Raw genomic sequence first — 20,058 nt, 5'->3', positions numbered from 1 at the left:
CAGCAGTACATGGAGAAGCGCCAGCTCAAACGGGGCGCCGCCGGCTGGGTACTGCTGGCCGGCCTCGGCGTCTCCTACGTGATCTCCGGCGACTTCGCCGGCTGGAACTTCGGGCTGGCCCAGGGCGGCTGGGGCGGGTTGCTGATCGCGACCGTGCTGATGGCCCTGATGTACACCTGCATGGTCTTCGGCCTGGCCGAGATGGCGTCCGCGCTGCCGGTCGCCGGCGCCGGCTACGGCTTCGCCCGCCGGGCGCTCGGCCCGACCGGCGGATTCCTGACCGGGATGGCGATCCTGATCGAGTACGCGATCGCGCCCGCGGCGATCGCGGTGTTCATCGGCGGTTACGTCGAGGCACTCGGCCTGTTCGGGCTGACCAGCGGCTGGCCGATCTTCCTGGCCTGCTACCTGATCTTCGTCGGGGCGCACCTGTGGGGCGTCGGCGAGGCGCTGCGGGCGATGTTCGTGATCACCGGCATCGCGGTCGTCGCGCTGCTGGTGTTCGTCGTCGGCATGATCGGCAAGTTCGACCCCGACAAGCTGTTCAACATCCCGATGACCGACGCGATCGGGGCGAGTTCGTTCCTGCCGTTCGGGATCGCGGGCGCACTGGGCGCACTGGTCTACGGGATCTGGTTCTTCCTGGCCATCGAGGGCGTGCCCCTGGCCGCCGAGGAGGCCCGCGATCCCAAGCGCGACCTGCCGCGCGGCATCATCGCCGGGATGACGGCGTTGCTGATCTTCGCCGCGTTGATCCTGGTGTTCGCCCCGGGCGGCGCCGGATCCCAGGCGTTGTCGGAGTCCAAGAACCCGCTGCCGGACGCGGTCCGGGTGGCCTTCGGCGGGGACAACTTCCTGGCCCAGTTCGTGAACTACGTCGGCCTGGCCGGACTGGTGGCGAGCTTCTTCTCCATCATCTACGCGTACTCCCGGCAATTGTTCGCCCTGTCGCGCGCGGGATATCTGCCGCGCTGGCTTTCGGTCACCGGCCGCCGCAAGACGCCGTACCTGGCTTTGATCGTCCCCGGCACGATCGGATTCGTGCTCGCCGTGGTGATTCAGAACGGCGACAAGCTCATCAACATCGCGGTGTTCGGCGCCACGGTTTCCTACGTCCTGCTCAATGTCTCGCATATCGTGCTGCGAATCCGCGAACCCGGACTGGAACGCCCGTACCGCACGCCCGGCGGCGTGGTCACCACCGGCATCGCCGCCGTGCTCGCCGTCGCGGCCGTGATCGCGACTTTCTTCGTCGACGAGATCGCGGCCGCCGTCACGGCCGGGATCATGGTACTGGCCTGGGCCTATTTCTGGTTCTACAGCCGCCATCACCTGGTGGCCAACGCGCCGGAGGAGGAGTTCGCGGCAATCGCCCGCGCGGAGCAGGAACTGGAGTAGCCGCGAGAAACCCGGCGCCTCAGGTCCTTTTCGGACCGGCGGGCGCCGGGTCTTTTCGACTGCCGTACACCCCGGATCATCGGTCCTTTCGATTTCAGTGCGCGGCGCTATCGGGTAACGACGAACTCACCTGTCGCAATCGCCACGGATAAGGTTACGATCAACGCCGCATGGGACAGATTTGTCCAAACAGGACGGACAAGGAGGCCCTTCCGGCTTGGCGCGAGCCGGCGTTTTCCCCCGTGGCGTGGAGGTGTGTCATCAACGAGAGCAATATCGCGCTGCTGCGTGCTTTGCATGACGAGCACGCAGCGCCTTTGCTGCGATACGTGCTGCGCCTCACCGGTGACGACCAGCTCGCCCAGGACGTCGTACAGCAGACACTGCTTCGCGCGTGGAAACAGCCCGGCATCCTCCAACAGGGCTCCGAAGCGTCCCGCGCCTGGCTCTACCGGGCCGCGCGCGAGGTCGTCCTCACCAAGCGCGGCACCAGATCACAGAGCGTCCCGGAGGAATCTGCCTTGGACTCGTGGCTGGTAGCCGACGCGCTCACGCACTTGACACCAGACCACCGGACAGTGATCGTTCGCGCGTACTACATGGGACAATCGGTCGCCGAACTGGCTGAGGCACTTGACGTGCCGCCAGGCACAGTCCGCTCCCGGCTGCACTACGGTCTGCGTGCGCTGCAACTCGCCCTGCAGGAGAGAGGAGTGACCGGCAGTGACTAGTCCGACGGACCCGTACCGGGAGTGGGACGTCGCCTACGTGCTGGGTTCGCTCTCCCCTGCCGAACGCGAGGAATACGAACAGCACCTGAGCACGTGCGACGAGTGCTCAGCCGCCGTCGCCTCCTTCGAAAGCATGCCGGCCGTTCTGTCCGCCGTGCCCAAGGAGCAAGCCGCCGAACTGCTCGATGCCCCTGCCGAAGCCGATCTGATGCCCAGCCTGGCACGTGCCGCCCGCACATCCCGCCGCTGGTCCCGCATCCGCATCGGCGCAGCTCTCGTCGGCGCCGCCGCCGCGGGTGCCGTGCTCACCATCTTTTTGCGCGCCCCGGAACCGGTTCCCCAACAGCAGCAGGCGTTCCCGACCATGCTCACGCAGACGATCCCCAGCCCGGTGACCGCATCGGTGAACCTGGTGGAGGAGCCCTGGGGAACGCGGATCGAGATCAAATGCGACTACGCGGTTCCCAAGGGAGGCCAGGGCCGCAGCCTGGGCTACGCGCTGTTCGTCGTCGACTCCAGCGGAACCGCCTCCCAAGTCGGCACGTGGAACGCGGGCCCGGGCACATCCATGACACCCAGCGCAAGCACAGACGTGCCCCGCTCCAAGATCACCCGGATCGAGATCAGACTGCTCAACAGCGACAAAGCCTTGCTAGAAGCCCGCTTCTGACGAAGGCCGCGCGGTGATGAGCCGCGCCACAGTCTCGTCGAGCCGGCGCATCGGTGTAGAGGACTCGCCTTCCATCGCACGGACCAGGTCCAGCAGCTCGTCCAGCCCGCCCTGGTAGTTCATGCACGTGGTGACCAGGCCGAGCACGTGATGGCGGCTCTGCGGGGAATAGGGCACATTGTTGCGGATCTCCGGGCGTAGGTACTCCAGCAGCATCCGCCGATCGGATTCCCGCCCGACAGTGGGAATGGCCAGTAGCGCGTCCACGAAAGTCATAAGTTTGGCTCGTCCGGTCGAGTTCGTATTCAGCACGTCCGCCAACCGATCCGTCGATGTGCGTCTGACGCCATTGACACTCGTAGTCTGTGGCACGGCGGCCTTGTCCTCATCACCCGGCAGATAGATCCACGCGGGCGCCACCGTTTCCTTGGTCTCGAACCGCACCGGCCGATAGGAATCCGGCCGCGCGTCCAGGTCATGTTTGATGACGTTGTCGAAGAACCATTCCGACACAATCACCACCAAATCCCCTTCCGCACGGGCCAGGTCCTGTTTGGCCACGTCCGCCTCCAGCAAACGAAAGAGGAAGACCAGCGAGTCACTCGTCGGCCCATTCGCATCGTCATGCACCTCCCCGGCGTGCAGCGCCAGCCGCAACCGAATCCGGCCTTGCGGTGGATATTTCCCGTTGTGCGCGGCCAGCCCTTCCTGCACCAGCCCCGGCAACCGCGCGACAAGCCGGTTCTTCGAAACATCCGGAGGCACAAGAATCATTGCCCCATCACCACGATCATGCGTCTCGCACTGCTCCCACGGCACTCCCGCACCCGCGAAAGCGTGCTCAAGCACGGCGTACATCCCTTCGCGGACCACCAGTTGGTCCGCCGAGGTCCGGTCAGCCCACCCGAACCCCTCCACGTCCACCCCGACCATGGACACATGCCGCCCCTCGAGTTCCCGGCCACCCGGTCGCTCGCCGCCGTCGTCTCCCGACCTGGCGTTTAGCACGAACCTCAGGATGCCCGAGCAACACAGATCCCTCTGTGTCCCGCTGACACACAACCCGCAAAACGCTGATCAGGCCTTATGGGGTTCACCAACCCGGGTGTGGTCACACAGCGAGACCACACCCGGCGGAAAGATCACTTGCGGCGGTTCGCGAAGGCCGTGGGGGCAGTGTCCCAGGGGGCGGAGGCGGGGCGGGGTGTCGCTGTGCCGTTGAGGACGGCTTGGGCGGCCAGCAGGCCGGCGACGGTGGAGGCGTTGATTATTTCGCCGGTGAAGACCTTGGTGACGGCCTCGGTCAGGGGGATGCGGGAGACGACGATGTCGGCTTCCTCGTCGCCTTCTGGGGCTGTGCGGCCTGCGGGGGTGAGGTCGCGGGCGAGGAAGACGCGGACTACCTCGTCGGTGAAGCCTGGGGAGGCCGCGACGTCGACGAGAACTGACCACTCGGCTGCGGCGAGGTCGACTTCTTCCTCGAGTTCGCGGGCGGCTGTGGTGACCGCGTTCTCGCCGGCGACGTCGAGCAGGCCTGCGGGCAGCTCCCAGAGGCGGCGGCCGACTGGGTGGCGGTACTGATGGATCAGCACCACCCTGTCCTCGTCGTCCAGGGCCACCACGGCGACTGCGCCGAGGTGTTCGACGACCTCACGCATTGCCGTGTTGCCGCCGGGCATGGTGACCTCGTCGAGCCTGAGGCCCACCACGCGGCCGATGTGAATGTCCTTTGTGGAGACCACTTCGAAGGCATGCCGGTCCTCGGTCACGGGGCGACCCCAATTCCGCTGGTGATGTGGTTGTTCTCGGGGAACTCCACGGGCAGGCGGTCGGCCGTGCGGTAGGCAAGGGCTGCCTTGACGAAGCCGGAGAAGAGCGGGTGCGGGCGGGTCGGGCGGCTCTTGAGCTCCGGGTGCGCCTGGGTGCCGACGTAGAACGGGTGCTTGTCGGCGGGAAGCTCGACGAACTCGACGAGGTGGCCGTCCGGCGAGGTGCCGGAGAAGACCATTCCCGCCTCGGACAAACGCTTGCGGTAGGCGTTGTTGACTTCGTAGCGGTGCCTGTGACGCTCGGAAACGTTTGCGGAGCCATAGGATTCCGCCACGATCGAACCGGGGACCAAGGCTGCGGGGTAGGCGCCGAGCCGCATAGTGCCGCCCATGTCGCGCTCGCCGGCCACGACGTCCTCCTGATCGGCCATGGTGGAGATCACCGGGTGCTCGGTGTTCTCGTCGAACTCGGCCGAGTTCGCGCCGGTCAGCCCGGCCAGGTTGCGGGCCACGTCGATCACCATGCACTGCAGCCCGAGGCACAGGCCGAGCAGCGGGATCTTGCGGTCACGGGCGAAGCTGATCGCGCCGAGCTTGCCTTCGATACCACGGACGCCGAAGCCGCCGGGGATCAGCACACCGTCCACACCAGACAGTGCGTGCGCGGCGCCGGAGGGCGTCTCGCAGGAGTCCGAGGCGACCCAGACGATCTCGACCTTGGCGCGGTGCGCGAAACCGCCCGCACGCAGCGCCTCCGTCACCGAAAGGTACGCGTCCGGCAGGTCGACGTACTTGCCGACGACCGCGATCCGGACGGTCTCCTTCGGGTTGTGCACGCGTCCCAGCAGGTCGCCCCACACGGCCCAGTCGACGTCACGGAACGGCAGGCCAAGGCGGCGCACGACATAGGCGTCCAGGCCCTCGCCGTGCAGCACGCGCGGAATGTCGTAGATGGACGGCGCGTCCGGCGCGGCGACGACCGCGTCGGTGTCCACATCGCACATCAGGGCGATCTTGCGCTTCAGCGAGTCCGGGATCTCCCGGTCGGCCCGGCAGACGATCGCGTCCGGCTGGATACCGATGTTGCGCAGCGCCGCGACCGAGTGCTGGGTCGGCTTCGTCTTCAGCTCGCCGGACGGCGCCAGGTACGGCACCAGCGACACGTGCAGGAAGAAGCAGTTGTCCCGGCCGACGTCATGACGGACCTGCCGGCAGGCCTCCAGGAACGGCAGCGACTCGATGTCACCGACCGTGCCGCCGACCTCGGTGATGACCACGTCCGGCACGCGACCGCTCGCGTCCGGCAGCGCCATCGCCTGGATCCGGGCTTTGATCTCGTCGGTGATGTGCGGGATGACCTGCACCGTGTCGCCCAGGTACTCACCGCGGCGCTCCTTGGCGATGACCGTGGAGTACACCTGGCCGGTGGTCACGTTCGCCGATCCACTGAGGTCACGGTCAAGGAACCGCTCGTAATGCCCGATGTCGAGGTCCGTCTCCGCGCCGTCCTCGGTCACGAACACCTCGCCGTGCTGGAACGGGTTCATGGTGCCGGGATCGACGTTGAGATACGGGTCGAGCTTCTGCATCGTCACGCGCAGACCGCGCGAGGTGAGTAGCTGTCCGAGGCTGGAAGCGGTGAGTCCCTTGCCCAGCGAGGAGGCGACGCCTCCGGTCACGAAAACGTGCTTTGTCGTCCGCGCTTGAGGCAGCCGCCTACTGTTTTCCACGGGGCTCCACGGTAACACCTTCTTGCCGTCGGGTGGGGAACCGGGTATACGCGTGTCGACTCTTTACCGAGAGTGACCGTCAGGGCACCACAGATTGAGCGTTGCCGGCCGTGCCGTAGCGACCCGCTTTACCTTCGAGCTGTTCACCGAGCGCGAGAATCGTGGCCACCCGGCCGGCGTTCAGGTCCACATTGTCCACAGTGGACAGAATGGACGACGCGGCGGTATCGGCGCGGACCACCCCGATCAGGCCTGAGCCCTCGGCCGAACCCGTGTCACCGGCGAGCACGGCACCCGCGCCGGACCGGTCAATCTGGGCGGCGAACCGAGCGATGGTCGACGCACGGTCACTGGCGCCATTACCCGACAACGAGCTCCCCGTGAGGATGACAGCCAGCTGAGCAGGCCGTAGCCCTTCCGGCATCCGCACGAACCCGCCGTCGGACAGGCCGCTGAGCGCCGCAGTGGCCTCCGCGGGCTTGGCCTGCGCCTGGTTGGTGTCCTTGTTGATCAGGATCAGGGCACCGAGCAGGCCACCGGCCAACGTGCCGGGATCAGACGCCGTGGGCAGCTGCAGACCCGCGGGCAACAGCCTGGTCACCACATCACGCAGCTGGTCGGCTTTCTGCGGGTCGGCGAACGCGTCGGTGAGCTGCAGTTCACCGGTCACGCTGCCGCCGGCGTTGCCGATCAACGACTTCACCGCATCCAGATCGGCCGGGCGCGCGTCAGCCGTGGTCACCAGGACGACTGTCCGCTGATCAAGCTCGCCACGTACCGCCAGCGGGCCGATCGACCCGGCGAAGCCGTCCGAGCTGGTCAGCCTGGCGTTGAGGGAATTGCGTTCCGCCTGCAGGTCCGCAACCTGTTTGGCCAGGTCACCACGCTCGTCGGAAAGTCCGGACAGCAGCGTGCGGCTCAACGTGCTCGAACCGAGCAGGACCCCGACGGCCAGCGCCAGGAACACCGCGGCGATCGAGATGATGTGGTAGCGCAGCGAGATCACGTGAACAGCCCCTTGATCCAGGAAACGAAGTCGCCCCAGGTGCTCACGGCCCAGTCGACGTACGTGCCGCCCACGCCGGACACCCACAACCCGGCCGCGACCGCGACCAGAGCGGCCAGGACAAGCAGGAAGACCGCGAACGTCGACACCCGGCTGCGGTGCAAGCTCGCCGCGGCCTTGCCGTCAACCAGCTTCGAACCAAGCTTCAACCTGGTCAGGAACGTCGACGGGTTCGACCCCGACCGCCCGCTGTCGAGAAACTCACGCAGCGTGGCCTGAAAACCCACCGTGACAATCAACGAAGCCCCATGCGCGTCAGCCAGCAGAAGAGCAAGATCCTCGGCGTTGCCGGACGCAGGAAACGTGACCGCGCCGATGCCCAGGTCCTGAATGCGCTCCAAGCCGGGCGCGTGCCCATCCGTCTGCGCCGGGATGACAACCTCAGTCGCGGTGGTGAGAGTCTCGGTACTGTTCTTGTCCGGGTCGCCGACAACGACATCGACCTTGTATCCGGCGCCCTTGATGGCATCGGCACCGCCGTCGACACCGATCATGACGGGGCGATGCTCGGAGATGTACCGCCTGAGATTCCTGAGACCCTCGATGTGATCAGTGCCAGGCGCGACAACAAGAACCTGGCGCCCCCGAACCTGAACCCGCAACTCCGGCACACCGATACCGTCAAGGATGAGCGAACGCTCGCGGCGCAGGAACTCAATCGTGTTGGCGGAAAAGGCTTCCAGCTGAGCAGACATGCCCGCCTTCGCCTCGATCATCTGATCGGCAATGGTCTCAGCGGTCTGCCGAGTACCTTTGGCGAGCTCCTTCTCTCCACAGTAGACAGTACCGGCATGCAGCCGGAGTTTGCTGCCTTCGCGAATCTCTCTCAACGCATGTACGCCGACGCCATCGATCAGGGGAATTCCCGCATCCACAAGCAGTTCCGGCCCAAGATTGGGAAACCTGCCCGAAATGGAAGGCGACGCGTTGACCACTCCGGCAACCCCAGCCGCCACCAGCGCATCAGCCGTCGCGCGATCGAGATCAAGCTGGTCAAGAACGACAATGTCGCCCGAGGTAATCCTGCGAAGCAAGTCACCAGTGCGACGATCAACCCTTGCCACGCCCGTAATCCCGGGTTGGCTCTGGCTGGCACGGTTGAGCAGTCCGGGAAGCTTCATACATCCGATCGTGACAAATGGACAGTCCATTGTGTCCACGCCACGCCGGGTCCAGCTGAGTGTCACCCACGCGTGTACCCCAGCAACACAAACAACCACCGAGAGTATTCTTCAACGTGCGTCAACTCCGGACAGAAAGAGAGCCGGAAAGGCGCTGGCGGGCCCGGTCAGCATCCCGGTCCCAACGGAGCCCCGTTGGCGGACTTGAGGTCTGGCGAGCCGGGTTGGCGCCCCAGACGCCGGGACAAAGATACGGCCCCGGTGGGGTTGAAAGGGGCGAACCCGCGCGAAAGGGGCTCTTCACAGATGAGGGTGTAGCTGCGGGCGGGTCTTGGGCCCCCTCTTGTTGTCGTTGGGAGTTTCCACCCCGAGAGCGCAGCCTTGCACGTTTGGGCCCGCTGCTGAGACCTCTTGTCGGGCCGTGCTGATGCCAGGCTGATCGAGGTGGGTCCGACAGTCGGCTGATGCGCATCAGCTTCCGCCATCGGCCGTGATCGCGGATCCCTCGACAGATGACCTGCTCCCGGGGACTGGGTGTAGTCGCGGCTCGAGCGTCGTCACCGGCCAGCGCCTCGAGCCCGAGCGCGCAGTCCTCGCGTGCCGGGTCGTCGAACCGACCGCTGGTGTCACCGCTGCGGCTGTGAAGGGACACCGTGGACCCGGCGCCTGGCCCACGAGCCGCTCGGCTGGCGGTCCACGACGCTGCTGGTCACGATCCGCCGGTACCGATGCGGTGGCTGCGGCCACATGTGGCGCCAGCACACCTCACTGGCGGCTGAGCCGCGGGCCAGGTTGTCGCGCCGCGGGCTGCTGTCAGGAGCGTTTGCGGCGGGATTTTTTGCCGTTGATGGCTTCTTTTTTGGCGGCTTCGGCTACGGCTAGGAGTTCTTCGGCGTGGGCGCGGCCTGTTTCGGTTGATTCCATGCCGGCGAGCATGCGGGCCAGCTCTACGACTCGGTCCTGTTCGGAGAGGACCTTGACGCCGCTGCGGGTCAGGCCGCCGGTGGCGGACTTGTCGACAACCAGGTGCCTGTCGGCGAAGGCTGCGACCTGGGCGAGGTGGGTGACGACGACGACTTGGTGGGTGCGGGCCAGGCGGGCGAGGCGGCGGCCGATTTCTATTGCGGCGCGGCCGCCGACGCCGGCGTCGACCTCGTCGAAGACCATGGTGGGGACGGGGTCTGCGTGGGCCAGGACGACTTCGATGGCGAGCATGACTCGGGAGAGCTCGCCGCCGGAGGCTGCCTTGTGCACCGGCAGGGCTTGGGCTCCGTCGTGGGCCTTCAGCCTGAGTTCGACCTCGTCGACGCCGTCGGGGCCGGCTGACAGCATCACTGAGCCGACTCGGAGGGCGTGGGTGTCTTCGTCTGAGGCGAGGCGTGGACGCACTGCGACCTCGATGCCGGCGGAGCCCATGGCGAGGCCTGCCAGTTCCGCGGTGACTTCCTGGGAGAGGTCCTGGGCTGCGCGCTCGCGCTCTTCGGTGAGTGTCGCGGCGTGCCGGGCCAGGTCGAGGGCCAGGGCGTCGCGGCGGCGGGCCAGCTCGGCGAGGGCTTCCTCGGATGTGTCCAGGCCGGTCAGTTGCTGGGCCGCGTCGGCTGCCCAGGCGAGTACGCCGTCGATGTCCGTGGCGTACTTGCGGGTCAGCATCTTCAGCTCGGCTTGGCGCGCCAGCACTTGCTCAAGGCGAGCAGGGTCTGCTTCCAGGCCTTCGAGGTAGCTGCTGAGTTCGTTGTTGACGTCGCTGAGCAACACTGCTGCCTCGGCCAGACGCGGCTCGAGGTCACGCAGTTTGGGGTCTTCGGAGCTGGAGAGCCTGCGGCGGGCCTCGTCGATCAGGCCCATGGCTCCGGTGCCGTCGGATGGGTCGTCCGGCGAGCCGCTGAGTGAGAAGTGCGCGCCGGAGGCGGCTTCACGCAGCTGGTCCACGTCGGCGAGTCGGCGGGCCTCGTCGACGAGCTCCGCGTCCTCGCCGGGTTTGGGGTCGACGGCCTCGATCTCCTGCAGGCCGTGCTGCAGCATCTCGGCCTGCTTGGCGAGGTCACGGGCTTTGGCTGTACGTTCGCGCAGCTCTTCGGCGACCTCGATCCACTCCGCGCGGGTGGATCGGTACTCCGCGAGCGCTTTGGCGACCGAGTCGCCGGCGAACGTGTCCAGTACCGAACGCTGCTCGACTGGGTGCAGCAGGCGGAGCTGGTCGTTCTGGCCGTGCACCGCGATGAGGTTCTCGGCCAGCTCGGCGAGCACGCCGACCGGCACGGACCGCCCGCCCAGATGGGCTCTGGATCGCCCGTCCGAACCCACGGTGCGCAGCGCGATCAGGCTGCCGTCCTCGTCGGGTTCGGCTGCGGCATCGACGGCGACCTGGGCCGCCGGCGACTTGGGCGGCACGTGGAAGCGGCCCTCGACCACGGCACGGCTCGCGCCAGAGCGCACTCTGGACGCCTCCGCGCGGCCACCGGACAGCAGGTGCAGTCCGGTGACGACCATGGTCTTGCCCGCCCCGGTCTCACCGGTGACTACGGTGAATCCGGGGTCCAGTTGCAGGGTCGCCTCGTCGATGACGCCGAGGCCCTGGATGCGCATCTCGGCCAGCACAGTGCGAACCCTACCTACTCACCCTGACAGTTATCGAGATCGCCACCCCTGAACGGGCAGAGCGAACTTCTTGACCAGCCTGTCGGTGAACGGCCCGTCCCACAACCGAACCAGTCTGACCGGCTCTGATGCCGCGGAGATCTCCACCCGCGCACCTGCGGGCAGGTCGAAGGTGCGTTGCCCGTCACAGAACAAAACCGCAGGGTGGCCGCCTGGATCGACCTCGAACGCGACCGTGGACGAAGGCGAGACAACCAGTGGACGCGCGAACATCGCGTGCGCGTTGCTGGGCACGACAACGAGAGCCTGAACATCAGGCCAAATCACGGGGCCACCAGCAGAGAACGCATAAGCCGTTGAGCCGGTCGGCGTCGCGCACAGCACACCGTCGGACCCGAACGACGACACGGGACGCCCGTCGACCTCGATCAGCACATCCAGAATGCGCTCACGGCTGCTCTTCTCGACGCTGGCTTCGTTCAATGCCCACGTCCGCGCGATCTCTTCGCCTTCGTGCGTGGCGACGACCTCGAGCGTCATCCGCTCGTCGACATGGAATTTCCCGTCCAGTACGCGCCGGACGGCAACGTCCAGATCGTCGGAATCGGCCTCGGCGAGGAAGCCCACCCGCCCGAGGTTCACGCCCAGCACGGGGACACCGACCGGCCGGGCCAGCTCCGCGGCACGCAACAGAGTGCCGTCACCACCAAGCACGAACACCAGGTCGACGCCTTTGGCGGCGTTGTCGTCCGGGCAGACGACCGACAGGTCGGGGCTGAAATCGCCGGCTTCGTCCTCCAGCGCGCGGATGGACACACCCGCTTTGCTGAACTGCTCCGCGACCAGTTCGGCGGTTCGCCGATTGGCGTGCCTGCCGGTGTGCACGACCATCAGGATCTCGCGGATCTCGCTCATTGCGGTCCTCTCTCCACAGCCGCGTGAACCATGCTTGCGACCTGCTCGGGTTCGAGCCGGTCACCGCGCCTCAGCCAGGCGAAGTACTCCACGTTCCCGGACGGTCCGGGCAGCGGGCTGGCGACCACGCCATGCGGGCGCAGGCCCAGTTCCGCGGCCGCGGTGAGCACATCGATGACGACTTCGGCGCGAAGTCCAGGGTCCCGTACGACACCGCCGGAACCCAGTCGTTCTTTGCCGACCTCGAACTGTGGTTTGACCATCGGCACCAGGTCGGCGTCGTCCCGCGCGCATGCCAGCAACGCGGGGAGCACCAACTTGAGCGAGATGAACGACAGGTCCGCGACGACCAGATCCACCTGGCCGCCGGTCAGTTCCGGCGTCAGGTTGCGGACGTTGGTCTTGTCGAGCACCAGCACACGAGGATCGGTCATCAGGCGCCAGACAAGCAGGCCACGCCCCACATCCGCGGCCACCACCTGCTCAGCGCCCTTACGTAGCAACACATCGGTGAAACCGCCGGTGGACGCGCCCGCGTCCAGACAGCGTTTTCCGTTGACTGTCAGCCCATCCGGCTCGAACGCCTCGAGCGCGCCGACGAGCTTGTGCGCACCACGCGATGCCCAGCCCGGGTCGTCGACGTCCTCACGGACGACCACGGGGGCGTCGGTTTCCACTGCTGTGGCGGCTTTTCTGGCCAGTACGCCCTTGACCGTGACATGGCCGTCCGCGATCAGCTGGGAAGCGTGTTCACGGGAGCGGGCCAGGCCACGACGCACAAGTTCAGCGTCCAGCCGCGACCGGCGGGGCATGGATCAGACCTTGTCGATGCTCGACAGTGCCTCGGTCAGTGCCGAGTGCACCGCGTCGAACCGGCCGACGTGCTCGACCGGCTCCAGCTGGTCGAGGCCTTCCAGGCCGGCCAGCGCCGCGTCGATGGCGGCGGCAGGGTCCGGCGGCGGCCCCGGCACTGGAGCACTCCAGCTGCCTTCAGAGTTGAACTGCACCATCTCAAGGTACCGCCGATCTGGCGATTCCAAGTGTGCGCAACGCGTCCCGTGTCGTGTCGTCCTCGGCGCGGACCAGGATGTCGCCACCTTCGACCGGCCGGTGCGCCGCGCAGAGCGCACGCAATAAGGCCAGTTCGTCGGTACTGGGGCCGTTGCCGGTGCAGCGGACGGTCAGAGCATGATCAGTTCGATCGACTTCCCATGCACGCTGTGCCGCAATTTCCAGTCCATTCGCAGGGCCACAGACATCGCCGATACTCGCCGCGACATAGCGCGGACGTAGCCACGCGGGAGCGGCGAGCAGCTCGGCAGGCCGCGTCACGCCGGTCAGCACAAGCAGTGCGTCGACCTCCGCGGTGACCGCACCGGCTATGTCGGTGTCCAACCGATCCCCGACCACAAGCGGGCTGTTCGCGTTGGAGGACATGATGGCCTCGTCCATCAGCGGCCTGGCCGGCTTGCCCGCGACAACCGGCTCCTGGCTCGTCGCTGCCCGCAGCGCGGCGACGAGGGCGCCGTTGCCGGGCAGCTCGCCGCGTTCGGTCGGCAGCGTCGGATCCATGTTGCACGCCACCCACAGCGCGCCCGCGCGGATGGCCAGCGTGGCCTCTGCGAGGTCGCGGTAGCCGGCGTCCCGGGAGAGCCCTTGCACCACGGCTTTGACGTTCTCGGTGAACGACCGGACCGGGCGCAGGCCGACGGACTCCACGATGTCCGCCAGCGAAGTCGTGCCGACCACCAGGACCTCGTCGCCCGGCTGCAGGCGTTCGGAAAGGACAGTGCCGGCTGCCTGAGCACTCGTGCTGACCTCTTCGGGCTTCGCGGACACACCCAGGTTCGTCAGGTGGTCCGCGACGTCCTGTGGACTGCGGGACGCGTTGTTGGTGACGAACCTGACGGCCGTACCGTTCTCACGCGCAGCCCGTACGGCTTGTGCTGCTCCAGGAACCGCCTCACCACCGCGGTAGACGGTTCCGTCGAGGTCCAGCAGCAGCGCGTCGTAGATGTCCAGCAGCCGACGTTTCACTGAAGTGCGGCCCCAAGTTCCACGGCCCGCTCGGCCGCGTCGGTTTCCTCCTCGTCGTCGGCCTGCGCGGCGTTGAGGAACCAGCGAATCGCCTCGTCCTTACGGCCGGCCGCTTCGAGATTGTCGGCGTACGCGTAGAACAGGCGCGCACTCCACGGGTCCTTGCGCTTCGGGTCCAGATCCGGCCCCTGCAACGCGACCACGGCGGCACCCAGCTCACCCAAGTCGCGCCGCGCCCCTGCGGTCACGATGCGCAACTCGACGGCAGTCGCCGGGCTGATGTCCTTGCCCGCTTCCTTGGCCAGATCGAGCGCACGCTCAGGACGCCCAAGCGCACGCTCACAGTCAGCCATGACAGCGATATGTGCGTTCGAGCCCGTCATGCGGCGCACCGCACGCAGGTCTGAGAGGGCCTCCGCCCACTCACCGGCGTGGTACGCGGCAAGGCCAGCAGCTTCGCGCACGATCGCGACCCGGGACGCCTTGCCACGCGCGATCCGCGCATGCTGCAGGGCGAGCTCAGGGTCTTCGTCGATCAGCATTCCGGCCGCGGCCAGGTGCTGTCCGACGTCCTCGGCCTGTGCCTTCGGCAGGCTCTTGAGCTCCTGGCGCGCTTCGTAGTCCAGCTTCGAGAGCTCCGCGCCCTCCGGCAACGTCAGCTTGCCTGGGGTCGCCTCAGGCTGCTCGGCCGATTCCTCGGCAACTGCCTGAGCGGTCTGCTCGGTCTCGGGGAGTTCGGCACTGGCCTGAACGACCTCGGGACGCGGCTTGTCGTCCTCGGTGTGGTCCGCACGCTCGCGAGGCTCGAAGTCCTGACGCGGCGTCTCGTCACCCGCGTCGAAATCGCGACGCGGCTCGTCGACGCCTCGGGGCTTGTCATCACGCGAGAAGTCGCGGCGCGGGCGATCGTTGTCATAGCTACGCGGCTTGTCGTCGCGCGAGCCGAAGTCGCGGCGCGGCTTGTCGCGGTCGAATTTGCCACGCGGACGATCATCACGCGAATTGAAATCACGCCGAGGACGGTCACCGTCGTAACTACGTGACTTGTCACGGTCAAAGCCGCCACGAGGCCGGTCATCGCGCGAGTTGAAGTCCCGGCGCGGGCGGTCATTGTCGTAGCTACGCGGCTTGTCGCGATCAAAGCTACGTGGCTTGTCGTCACGGGAGCCGAAATCACGCCGAGGCTTGTCCCGATCGAAAGTACGCGGCTTATCGCGGTCAAACCCACGCGGTTTGTCACGGTCAAAACTGCGAGGCTTGTCGCGGTCGTAGCTGCCACGGGGCTTGTCGCCACGTGAGTCGAAGTCACGACGTGGCTTGTCGCGGTCGAATTTGCCACGCGGACGATCATCACGCGAATTGAAATCACGCCGAGGGCGGTCACTGTCGAAGCTGCGCGGCTTGTCACGGTCAAAGCCGCCACGAGGCCGGTCATCGCGCGAGTTGAAGTCCCGACGGGGACGATCGTTGTCGTAGCTACGCGGCTTGTCACGGTCGAACCCACCGCGAGGCCGGTCATCGCGGGAATTGAAATCGCGACGCGGCTTGTCATTGTTGAAGCTGCGCGGCTTATCACGATCAAAACCCCGGGATTTGTCACGGTCGAAGCTGCCGCGGGGCCGGTCGTCGCGCGAGTTGAAATCACGGCGCGGACGATCGTTGTCATAGCTGCGGGGCTTGTCGCGATCAAAGTTCCGCGGCTTGTCGTCACGGGAGTTGAAGTCCCGGCGCGGGCGGTCATTGTCGTAGCTGCGCGGCTTGTCACGGTCAAAGCCGCCACGAGGCCTGTCGTCACGGGAATTGAAATCGCGACGAGGACGATCGTTGTCGTAGCTACGCGGCTTGTCGCGGTCGTAGCTGCCGCGGGGCTTGTCGTCGCGTGGGTTGAAGTCGCGGCGAGGGCGGTCGAAACCGCGGGAGTTGTTGTCGCGCGCCGGCTTCCGGAAGGGGCGGTCCCGGTTTTCTGACCTGTTGTCGCGGTCACGGAAGTCGCGGCGGTCGGAGTCGTCACGGGGGCCGCGACGCTCGTTGCGCCACGGCTCGCGCCGGCCCTGGTCCTGGGCACGGCCGCCACTCCGCTGGTCGCGGGACCCGCCCGCGGCGCGTGGCTTGCGGTCGGCGGCGTACCCACGCCGACCATCGTTACGGCGATCGTTCTGCCGATCACCGCCGGTGCCGCGACTACGCGACTGGTCGCCGCCGTCGTCGGACCGTTCGAACTCAGACACCTAGACCTCCAAGCCCCGTCCAGCAGGGCCGCACATTCTCACTCGGCCAAGTAGGCCATCGACCATGGTAACAACCGGCCTACTCTGGCCATCGGCCCAGGTCAGCCTCGGTGCTATGAAGTGACATACCGAAAGGGCCCCGCGATTTCTCACGGGGCCCCTCGAAGAATATTACCGCGGTGTCCTACTCTCCCACACCCTACCGAGTGCAGTACCATCGGCGCTGAAGAGCTTAGCTTCCGGGTTCGGAATGGGACCGGGCGTTTCCTCTTCGCTAAAACCACGGTAAAACCACGAAACCACTCAAACCGTCCAACCGAACCGGTTTGGTGTTTCAGAACCGTACAGTGGATGCGTAGCGTCTTTGTAGTCAAGTCCTCGGCCTATTAGTACCAGTCAACTCCACACGTTACCGCGCTTCCATCTCTGGCCTATCAACCCAGTCGTCTAGCTGGGAGCCTTACCCTGTAAACAGGTGGGAGACCTCATCTTGGAACGAGCTTCCCGCTTAGATGCCTTCAGCGGTTATCCCTTCCGAACGTAGCCAACCAGCCATGCCCTTGGCAGAACAACTGGCACACCAGAGGTTCGTCCGTCCCGGTCCTCTCGTACTAGGGACAGCCTTCCTCAAGTCTCCTACGCGCGCGGCGGATAGGGACCGAACTGTCTCACGACGTTCTAAACCCAGCTCGCGTACCGCTTTAATGGGCGAACAGCCCAACCCTTGGGACCTACTCCGGCCCCAGGATGCGACGAGCCGACATCGAGGTGCCAAACCATGCCGTCGATATGGACTCTTGGGCAAGATCAGCCTGTTATCCCCGGGGTACCTTTTATCCGTTGAGCGACCACGCTTCCACAAGCCATGGCCGGATCACTAGTTCCGACTTTCGTCCCTGCTCGACCCGTCAGTCTCACAGTCAAGCCCCCTTGTGCACTTGCACTCAACACCTGATTGCCAACCAGGCTGAGGGAACCTTTGAGCGCCTCCGTTACTCTTTGGGAGGCAACCGCCCCAGTTAAACTACCCACCAGGCACTGTCCCTGAACCAGATCATGGTCCGAGGTTAGACACCCAATTCGACCAGAGTGGTATTTCAACAACGACTCCACCCGAACTAGCGTCCGAGCTTCACAGTCTCCCACCTATCCTACACAAGCCGAACCGAGCACCAATACCAAGCTATAGTAAAGGTCCCGGGGTCTTTCCGTCCTGCCGCGCGTAACGAGCATCTTTACTCGTAGTGCAATTTCACCGGGCCTGTGGTTGAGACAGCCGAGAAGTCGTTACGCCATTCGTGCAGGTCGGAACTTACCCGACAAGGAATTTCGCTACCTTAGGATGGTTATAGTTACCACCGCCGTTTACTGGCGCTTAAATTCTGAGCTTCGCCCTTACAGACTAACCCGTCCTCTTAACGTTCCAGCACCGGGCAGGCGTCAGTCCATATACATCGTCTTACGACTTCGCATGGACCTGTGTTTTTAGTAAACAGTCGCTTCTCGCTAGTCTCTGCGGCCACACAACGCTCAAGGAGCAAAGCCCCGTCACGTCACACGGCCCCCCTTCTCCCGAAGTTACGGGGGCATTTTGCCGAGTTCCTTAACCACAGTTCACCCGAACGCCTTAGTATTCTCTACCTGACCACCTGTGTCGGTTTAGGGTACGGGCCGCTTGAACACTCACTAGAGGCTTTTCTCGGCAGCATAGGATCACCCACTTCGCCTCAATCGGCTACGCATCACGTCTCAGGATATATGCAGTGCGGATTTGCCTACACCACTCCCTACACGCTTACACCAGTTAATCCACTCACTGGCGGAGCTACCTTCCTGCGTCACCCCATCGCTTGACTAATACGGAATCGGATCCCACGCTCCACCACACGATTCACCCGAAGGCTTACTCGCACAGCTTTGGGTGGTTAGCATCAACCGCCTCATCATGGGCGCGTTCACGCGGGTACGGGAATATCAACCCGTTGTCCATCGACTACGCCTGTCGGCCTCGCCTTAGGTCCCGACTTACCCTGGGCGGATTAGCCTGGCCCAGGAACCCTTGGTCATCCGGCGGCAGAGGTTCTCACTCTGCTTTCGCTACTCATGCCTGCATTCTCACTCCCATAGCCTCCACGGCTGGTTTCCACCGCCGCTTCCATGGCTACAGGACGCTCCCCTACCCATCCATGCGACTGCACAAGCATCCGAAGACGCTCATGGATCTGTATGCATGAATGACACAGCTTCGGCGGTACGCTTAAGCCCCGCTACATTGTCGGCGCAGGACCACTTGACCAGTGAGCTATTACGCACTCTTTCAAGGATGGCTGCTTCTAAGCCAACCTCCTGGTTGTCTGGGCGACCCCACATCCTTTCCCACTTAGCGCACACTTAGGGGCCTTAGCTGGTGTTCTGGGCTGTTTCCCTCTCGACTACGAAGCTTATCCCCCGCAGTCTCACTGCCGCACTCTCACACCACGGTATTCGGAGTTTGGTTGACTTCAGTAAGCTTGTAGGCCCCCTAGGCCATCCAGTGCTCTACCCCCGTGGTGAAACATACGACGCTGCACCTAAATGCATTTCGGGGAGAACCAGCTATCACGGAGTTTGATTGGCCTTTCACCCCTACCCACAGCTCATCCCCCAGGTTTTCAACCCTGGTGGGTTCGGGCCTCCACACCGTCTTACCGGCGCTTCACCCTGGCCATGGGTAGATCACTCCGCTTCGGGTCTAGAACACGCGACTCAACGCCCTATTCAGACTCGCTTTCGCTACGGCTACCCCACACGGGTTAACCTCGCCACGCATCACTAACTCGCAGGCTCATTCTTCAAAAGGCACGCCATCACCCCAAAAGGCTCTGACGGCTTGTAGGCACACGGTTTCAGGTACTCTTTCACTCCCCTCCCGGGGTACTTTTCACCTTTCCCTCACGGTACTAGTCCGCTATCGGTCATCAGGAAGTATTTAGGCTTAACGGGTGGTCCCGCCAAATTCACAGCAAATTCCACGAGCTCGCTGCTACTCGGGAACACCACCAAGGAAGATCACGCGCTTTCGTCGACGGGACTTTCACCCTCTACGGTTCGGCTTTCCAGACCGATTTGACTAGCAACATGACTTTATGACTTCCCGCTAGGTTGACAGCCCCAGCCAGTGGGTCCCACGACCCCCACTACGCAACCCCTGTCAGGTATCACACGCAGTAGGTTTAGCCTCATCCGCTTTCGCTCGCCACTACTCACGGAATCACGGTTGTTTTCTCTTCCTACGGGTACTGAGATGTTTCACTTCCCCGCGTTCCCTCCACACACCCTATATATTCAGGTGCAGGTGACACCCCATAACGGGTGCCGGGTTTCCCCATTCGGAAATCCTCGGATCACAGCTCGGTTGACAGCTCCCCGAGGCTTATCGCAGCCTCCTACGTCCTTCATCGGCTCCTGATGCCAAGGCATCCACCGTATGCCCTTAACAACTTGACCACAAAGATGCTCGCATCCACTGTACAGTTCTCAAACACCACACCAGAACACCGCTTACCGTTGAGAACACCCATTCCGATCAACGCCGGCCGGTTTGAACTCGAAGCAGTCCCGGTCACCAGAAGCAGCGCACACGCAAGCGCGTGTTGCCTCAGGACCCAACAGTGTGTCGACTATCTGCAGACTTGGCTGCGGAAGACCAGTAGTTCCACGATTCCTTGAGCTCCACCCCGTGAACGCATGCCACGGCTGGTGGATCTCCTGCACAGTCGTTCCATGCCTCCGAAGAGGCCTGTACTGAACCTGTCA

14 protein-coding genes, 2 rRNA genes and 1 pseudogene are annotated in these 20,058 nt (G+C 64.9%); 4 read left to right on the top strand and 13 right to left on the bottom strand.

Translation table 11 applies throughout. From position 1 onward, the window contains the following. Positions 1 to 9: 9 nt before the first annotated feature. The 3 genes from eat (at position 10) to JOF56_RS25180 (ending at position 2,799) form a co-directional block, all read left to right on the top strand. On the top strand, positions 10 to 1,398 hold the full coding sequence (gene eat / locus JOF56_RS25190) for an ethanolamine permease (RefSeq protein ID WP_209648473.1): 1,389 nt from the start codon (positions 10 to 12) through the stop codon (positions 1,396 to 1,398). Positions 1,399 to 1,640: 242 nt separating this feature from the next. Further along, complete coding sequence (locus JOF56_RS25185; protein WP_443667624.1) at positions 1,641 to 2,129, top strand: sigma-70 family RNA polymerase sigma factor; 489 nt, start codon at positions 1,641 to 1,643, stop codon at positions 2,127 to 2,129. Further along, positions 2,122 to 2,799, top strand: a complete 678-nt coding sequence (locus JOF56_RS25180) for an anti-sigma factor family protein (protein ID WP_209641980.1) — start codon at positions 2,122 to 2,124, stop codon at positions 2,797 to 2,799. The genes JOF56_RS25185 and JOF56_RS25180 overlap by 8 nt, the downstream gene beginning before the upstream one ends. Here the strand turns inward: JOF56_RS25180 and JOF56_RS60195 are convergent. The 5 genes from JOF56_RS60195 to steA all read right to left on the bottom strand — a co-directional run bounded on the left by JOF56_RS60195 (position 2,782) and on the right by steA (position 8,485). Then, positions 2,782 to 3,807, bottom strand: coding sequence for an effector-associated domain 2-containing protein (locus JOF56_RS60195; RefSeq protein ID WP_209641979.1), 1,026 nt, complete (start codon positions 3,805 to 3,807; stop codon positions 2,782 to 2,784). The two genes, JOF56_RS25180 and JOF56_RS60195, sit on opposite strands and share 18 nt — an antisense overlap. A 134-nt stretch (positions 3,808 to 3,941) precedes the next feature. Further along, positions 3,942 to 4,568 (bottom strand): NUDIX domain-containing protein, encoded by a 627-nt coding sequence (locus JOF56_RS25170; RefSeq protein ID WP_307855248.1) that lies wholly within the window; start codon positions 4,566 to 4,568, stop codon positions 3,942 to 3,944. Further along, the gene (gene pyrG / locus JOF56_RS25165) at positions 4,565 to 6,280 is read right to left on the bottom strand and encodes a CTP synthase (protein ID WP_209648471.1); all 1,716 of its coding nucleotides are present in this window, start codon (positions 6,278 to 6,280) and stop codon (positions 4,565 to 4,567) included. Before pyrG ends, JOF56_RS25170 begins: the two co-directional genes overlap by 4 nt. 97 nt (positions 6,281 to 6,377) lie before the next feature. Then, a complete protein-coding gene (locus JOF56_RS25160; RefSeq protein WP_209641978.1) occupies positions 6,378 to 7,304 on the bottom strand; it encodes a copper transporter in 927 nt (308 codons plus the stop codon). Continuing rightward, positions 7,301 to 8,485: a putative cytokinetic ring protein SteA gene (steA, locus tag JOF56_RS25155; protein ID WP_209648470.1), complete on the bottom strand. Its 1,185-nt coding sequence runs from the start codon at positions 8,483 to 8,485 to the stop codon at positions 7,301 to 7,303. The genes JOF56_RS25160 and steA overlap by 4 nt, the downstream gene beginning before the upstream one ends. 517 nt (positions 8,486 to 9,002) lie before the next feature. Between steA and JOF56_RS25150 the strand changes: the two are divergent. Beyond that, positions 9,003 to 9,295: pseudogene (locus JOF56_RS25150) on the top strand (ISL3 family transposase); the annotation flags it as partial. A gap of 3 nt (positions 9,296 to 9,298) precedes the next feature. Here JOF56_RS25150 and recN read toward each other — a convergent pair. The 8 genes from recN to JOF56_RS25110 form a co-directional block, all read right to left on the bottom strand. Beyond that, a complete protein-coding gene (recN, locus tag JOF56_RS25145) occupies positions 9,299 to 11,083 on the bottom strand; it encodes a DNA repair protein RecN (protein WP_307855247.1) in 1,785 nt (594 codons plus the stop codon). Positions 11,084 to 11,113: 30 nt separating this feature from the next. Then, on the bottom strand, positions 11,114 to 11,998 hold the full coding sequence (locus tag JOF56_RS25140) for an NAD kinase (protein WP_209641977.1): 885 nt from the start codon (positions 11,996 to 11,998) through the stop codon (positions 11,114 to 11,116). Then, a complete protein-coding gene (locus tag JOF56_RS25135) occupies positions 11,995 to 12,810 on the bottom strand; it encodes a TlyA family RNA methyltransferase (protein WP_209641976.1) in 816 nt (271 codons plus the stop codon). Before JOF56_RS25135 ends, JOF56_RS25140 begins: the two co-directional genes overlap by 4 nt. A gap of 3 nt (positions 12,811 to 12,813) precedes the next feature. Beyond that, complete coding sequence (locus JOF56_RS25130) at positions 12,814 to 13,005, bottom strand: hypothetical protein (protein WP_245381304.1); 192 nt, start codon at positions 13,003 to 13,005, stop codon at positions 12,814 to 12,816. Positions 13,006 to 13,009: 4 nt separating this feature from the next. Next, positions 13,010 to 14,035, bottom strand: coding sequence for an HAD-IIA family hydrolase (locus JOF56_RS25125; protein ID WP_209641974.1), 1,026 nt, complete (start codon positions 14,033 to 14,035; stop codon positions 13,010 to 13,012). Further along, positions 14,032 to 16,263: a hypothetical protein gene (locus tag JOF56_RS58220; RefSeq protein ID WP_245378389.1), complete on the bottom strand. Its 2,232-nt coding sequence runs from the start codon at positions 16,261 to 16,263 to the stop codon at positions 14,032 to 14,034. Before JOF56_RS58220 ends, JOF56_RS25125 begins: the two co-directional genes overlap by 4 nt. 171 nt (positions 16,264 to 16,434) lie before the next feature. Beyond that, positions 16,435 to 16,551 (bottom strand): 5S ribosomal RNA (gene rrf / locus JOF56_RS25115). A gap of 78 nt (positions 16,552 to 16,629) precedes the next feature. Beyond that, positions 16,630 to 19,749: ribosomal RNA gene (locus tag JOF56_RS25110) — 23S ribosomal RNA — on the bottom strand. Positions 19,750 to 20,058 lie beyond the last annotated feature (309 nt).

The organism is Kibdelosporangium banguiense, assembly GCF_017876405.1.
In the GTDB taxonomy this organism is placed as follows: Bacteria; Actinomycetota; Actinomycetes; order Mycobacteriales; family Pseudonocardiaceae; genus Kibdelosporangium; species Kibdelosporangium banguiense.
Note: the sequence above shows the minus strand (reverse complement) of the source record. Positions and strands in the feature narration are given on the sequence as shown.

Bases quoted from the DNA above. Each gene is read 5' to 3' on its own strand.
- JOF56_RS25135 (WP_209641976.1), bottom strand. From the start codon at position 12,810: ATGCCCCGCCGGTCGCGGCTGGACGCTGAACTTGTGCGTCGTGGCCTG.
- steA (WP_209648470.1), bottom strand. From the start codon at position 8,485: ATGAAGCTTCCCGGACTGCTCAACCGTGCCAGCCAGAGCCAACCCGGG.
- eat (WP_209648473.1), top strand. From the start codon at position 10: ATGGAGAAGCGCCAGCTCAAACGGGGCGCCGCCGGCTGGGTACTGCTG.
- JOF56_RS25140 (WP_209641977.1), bottom strand. From the start codon at position 11,998: ATGAGCGAGATCCGCGAGATCCTGATGGTCGTGCACACCGGCAGGCAC.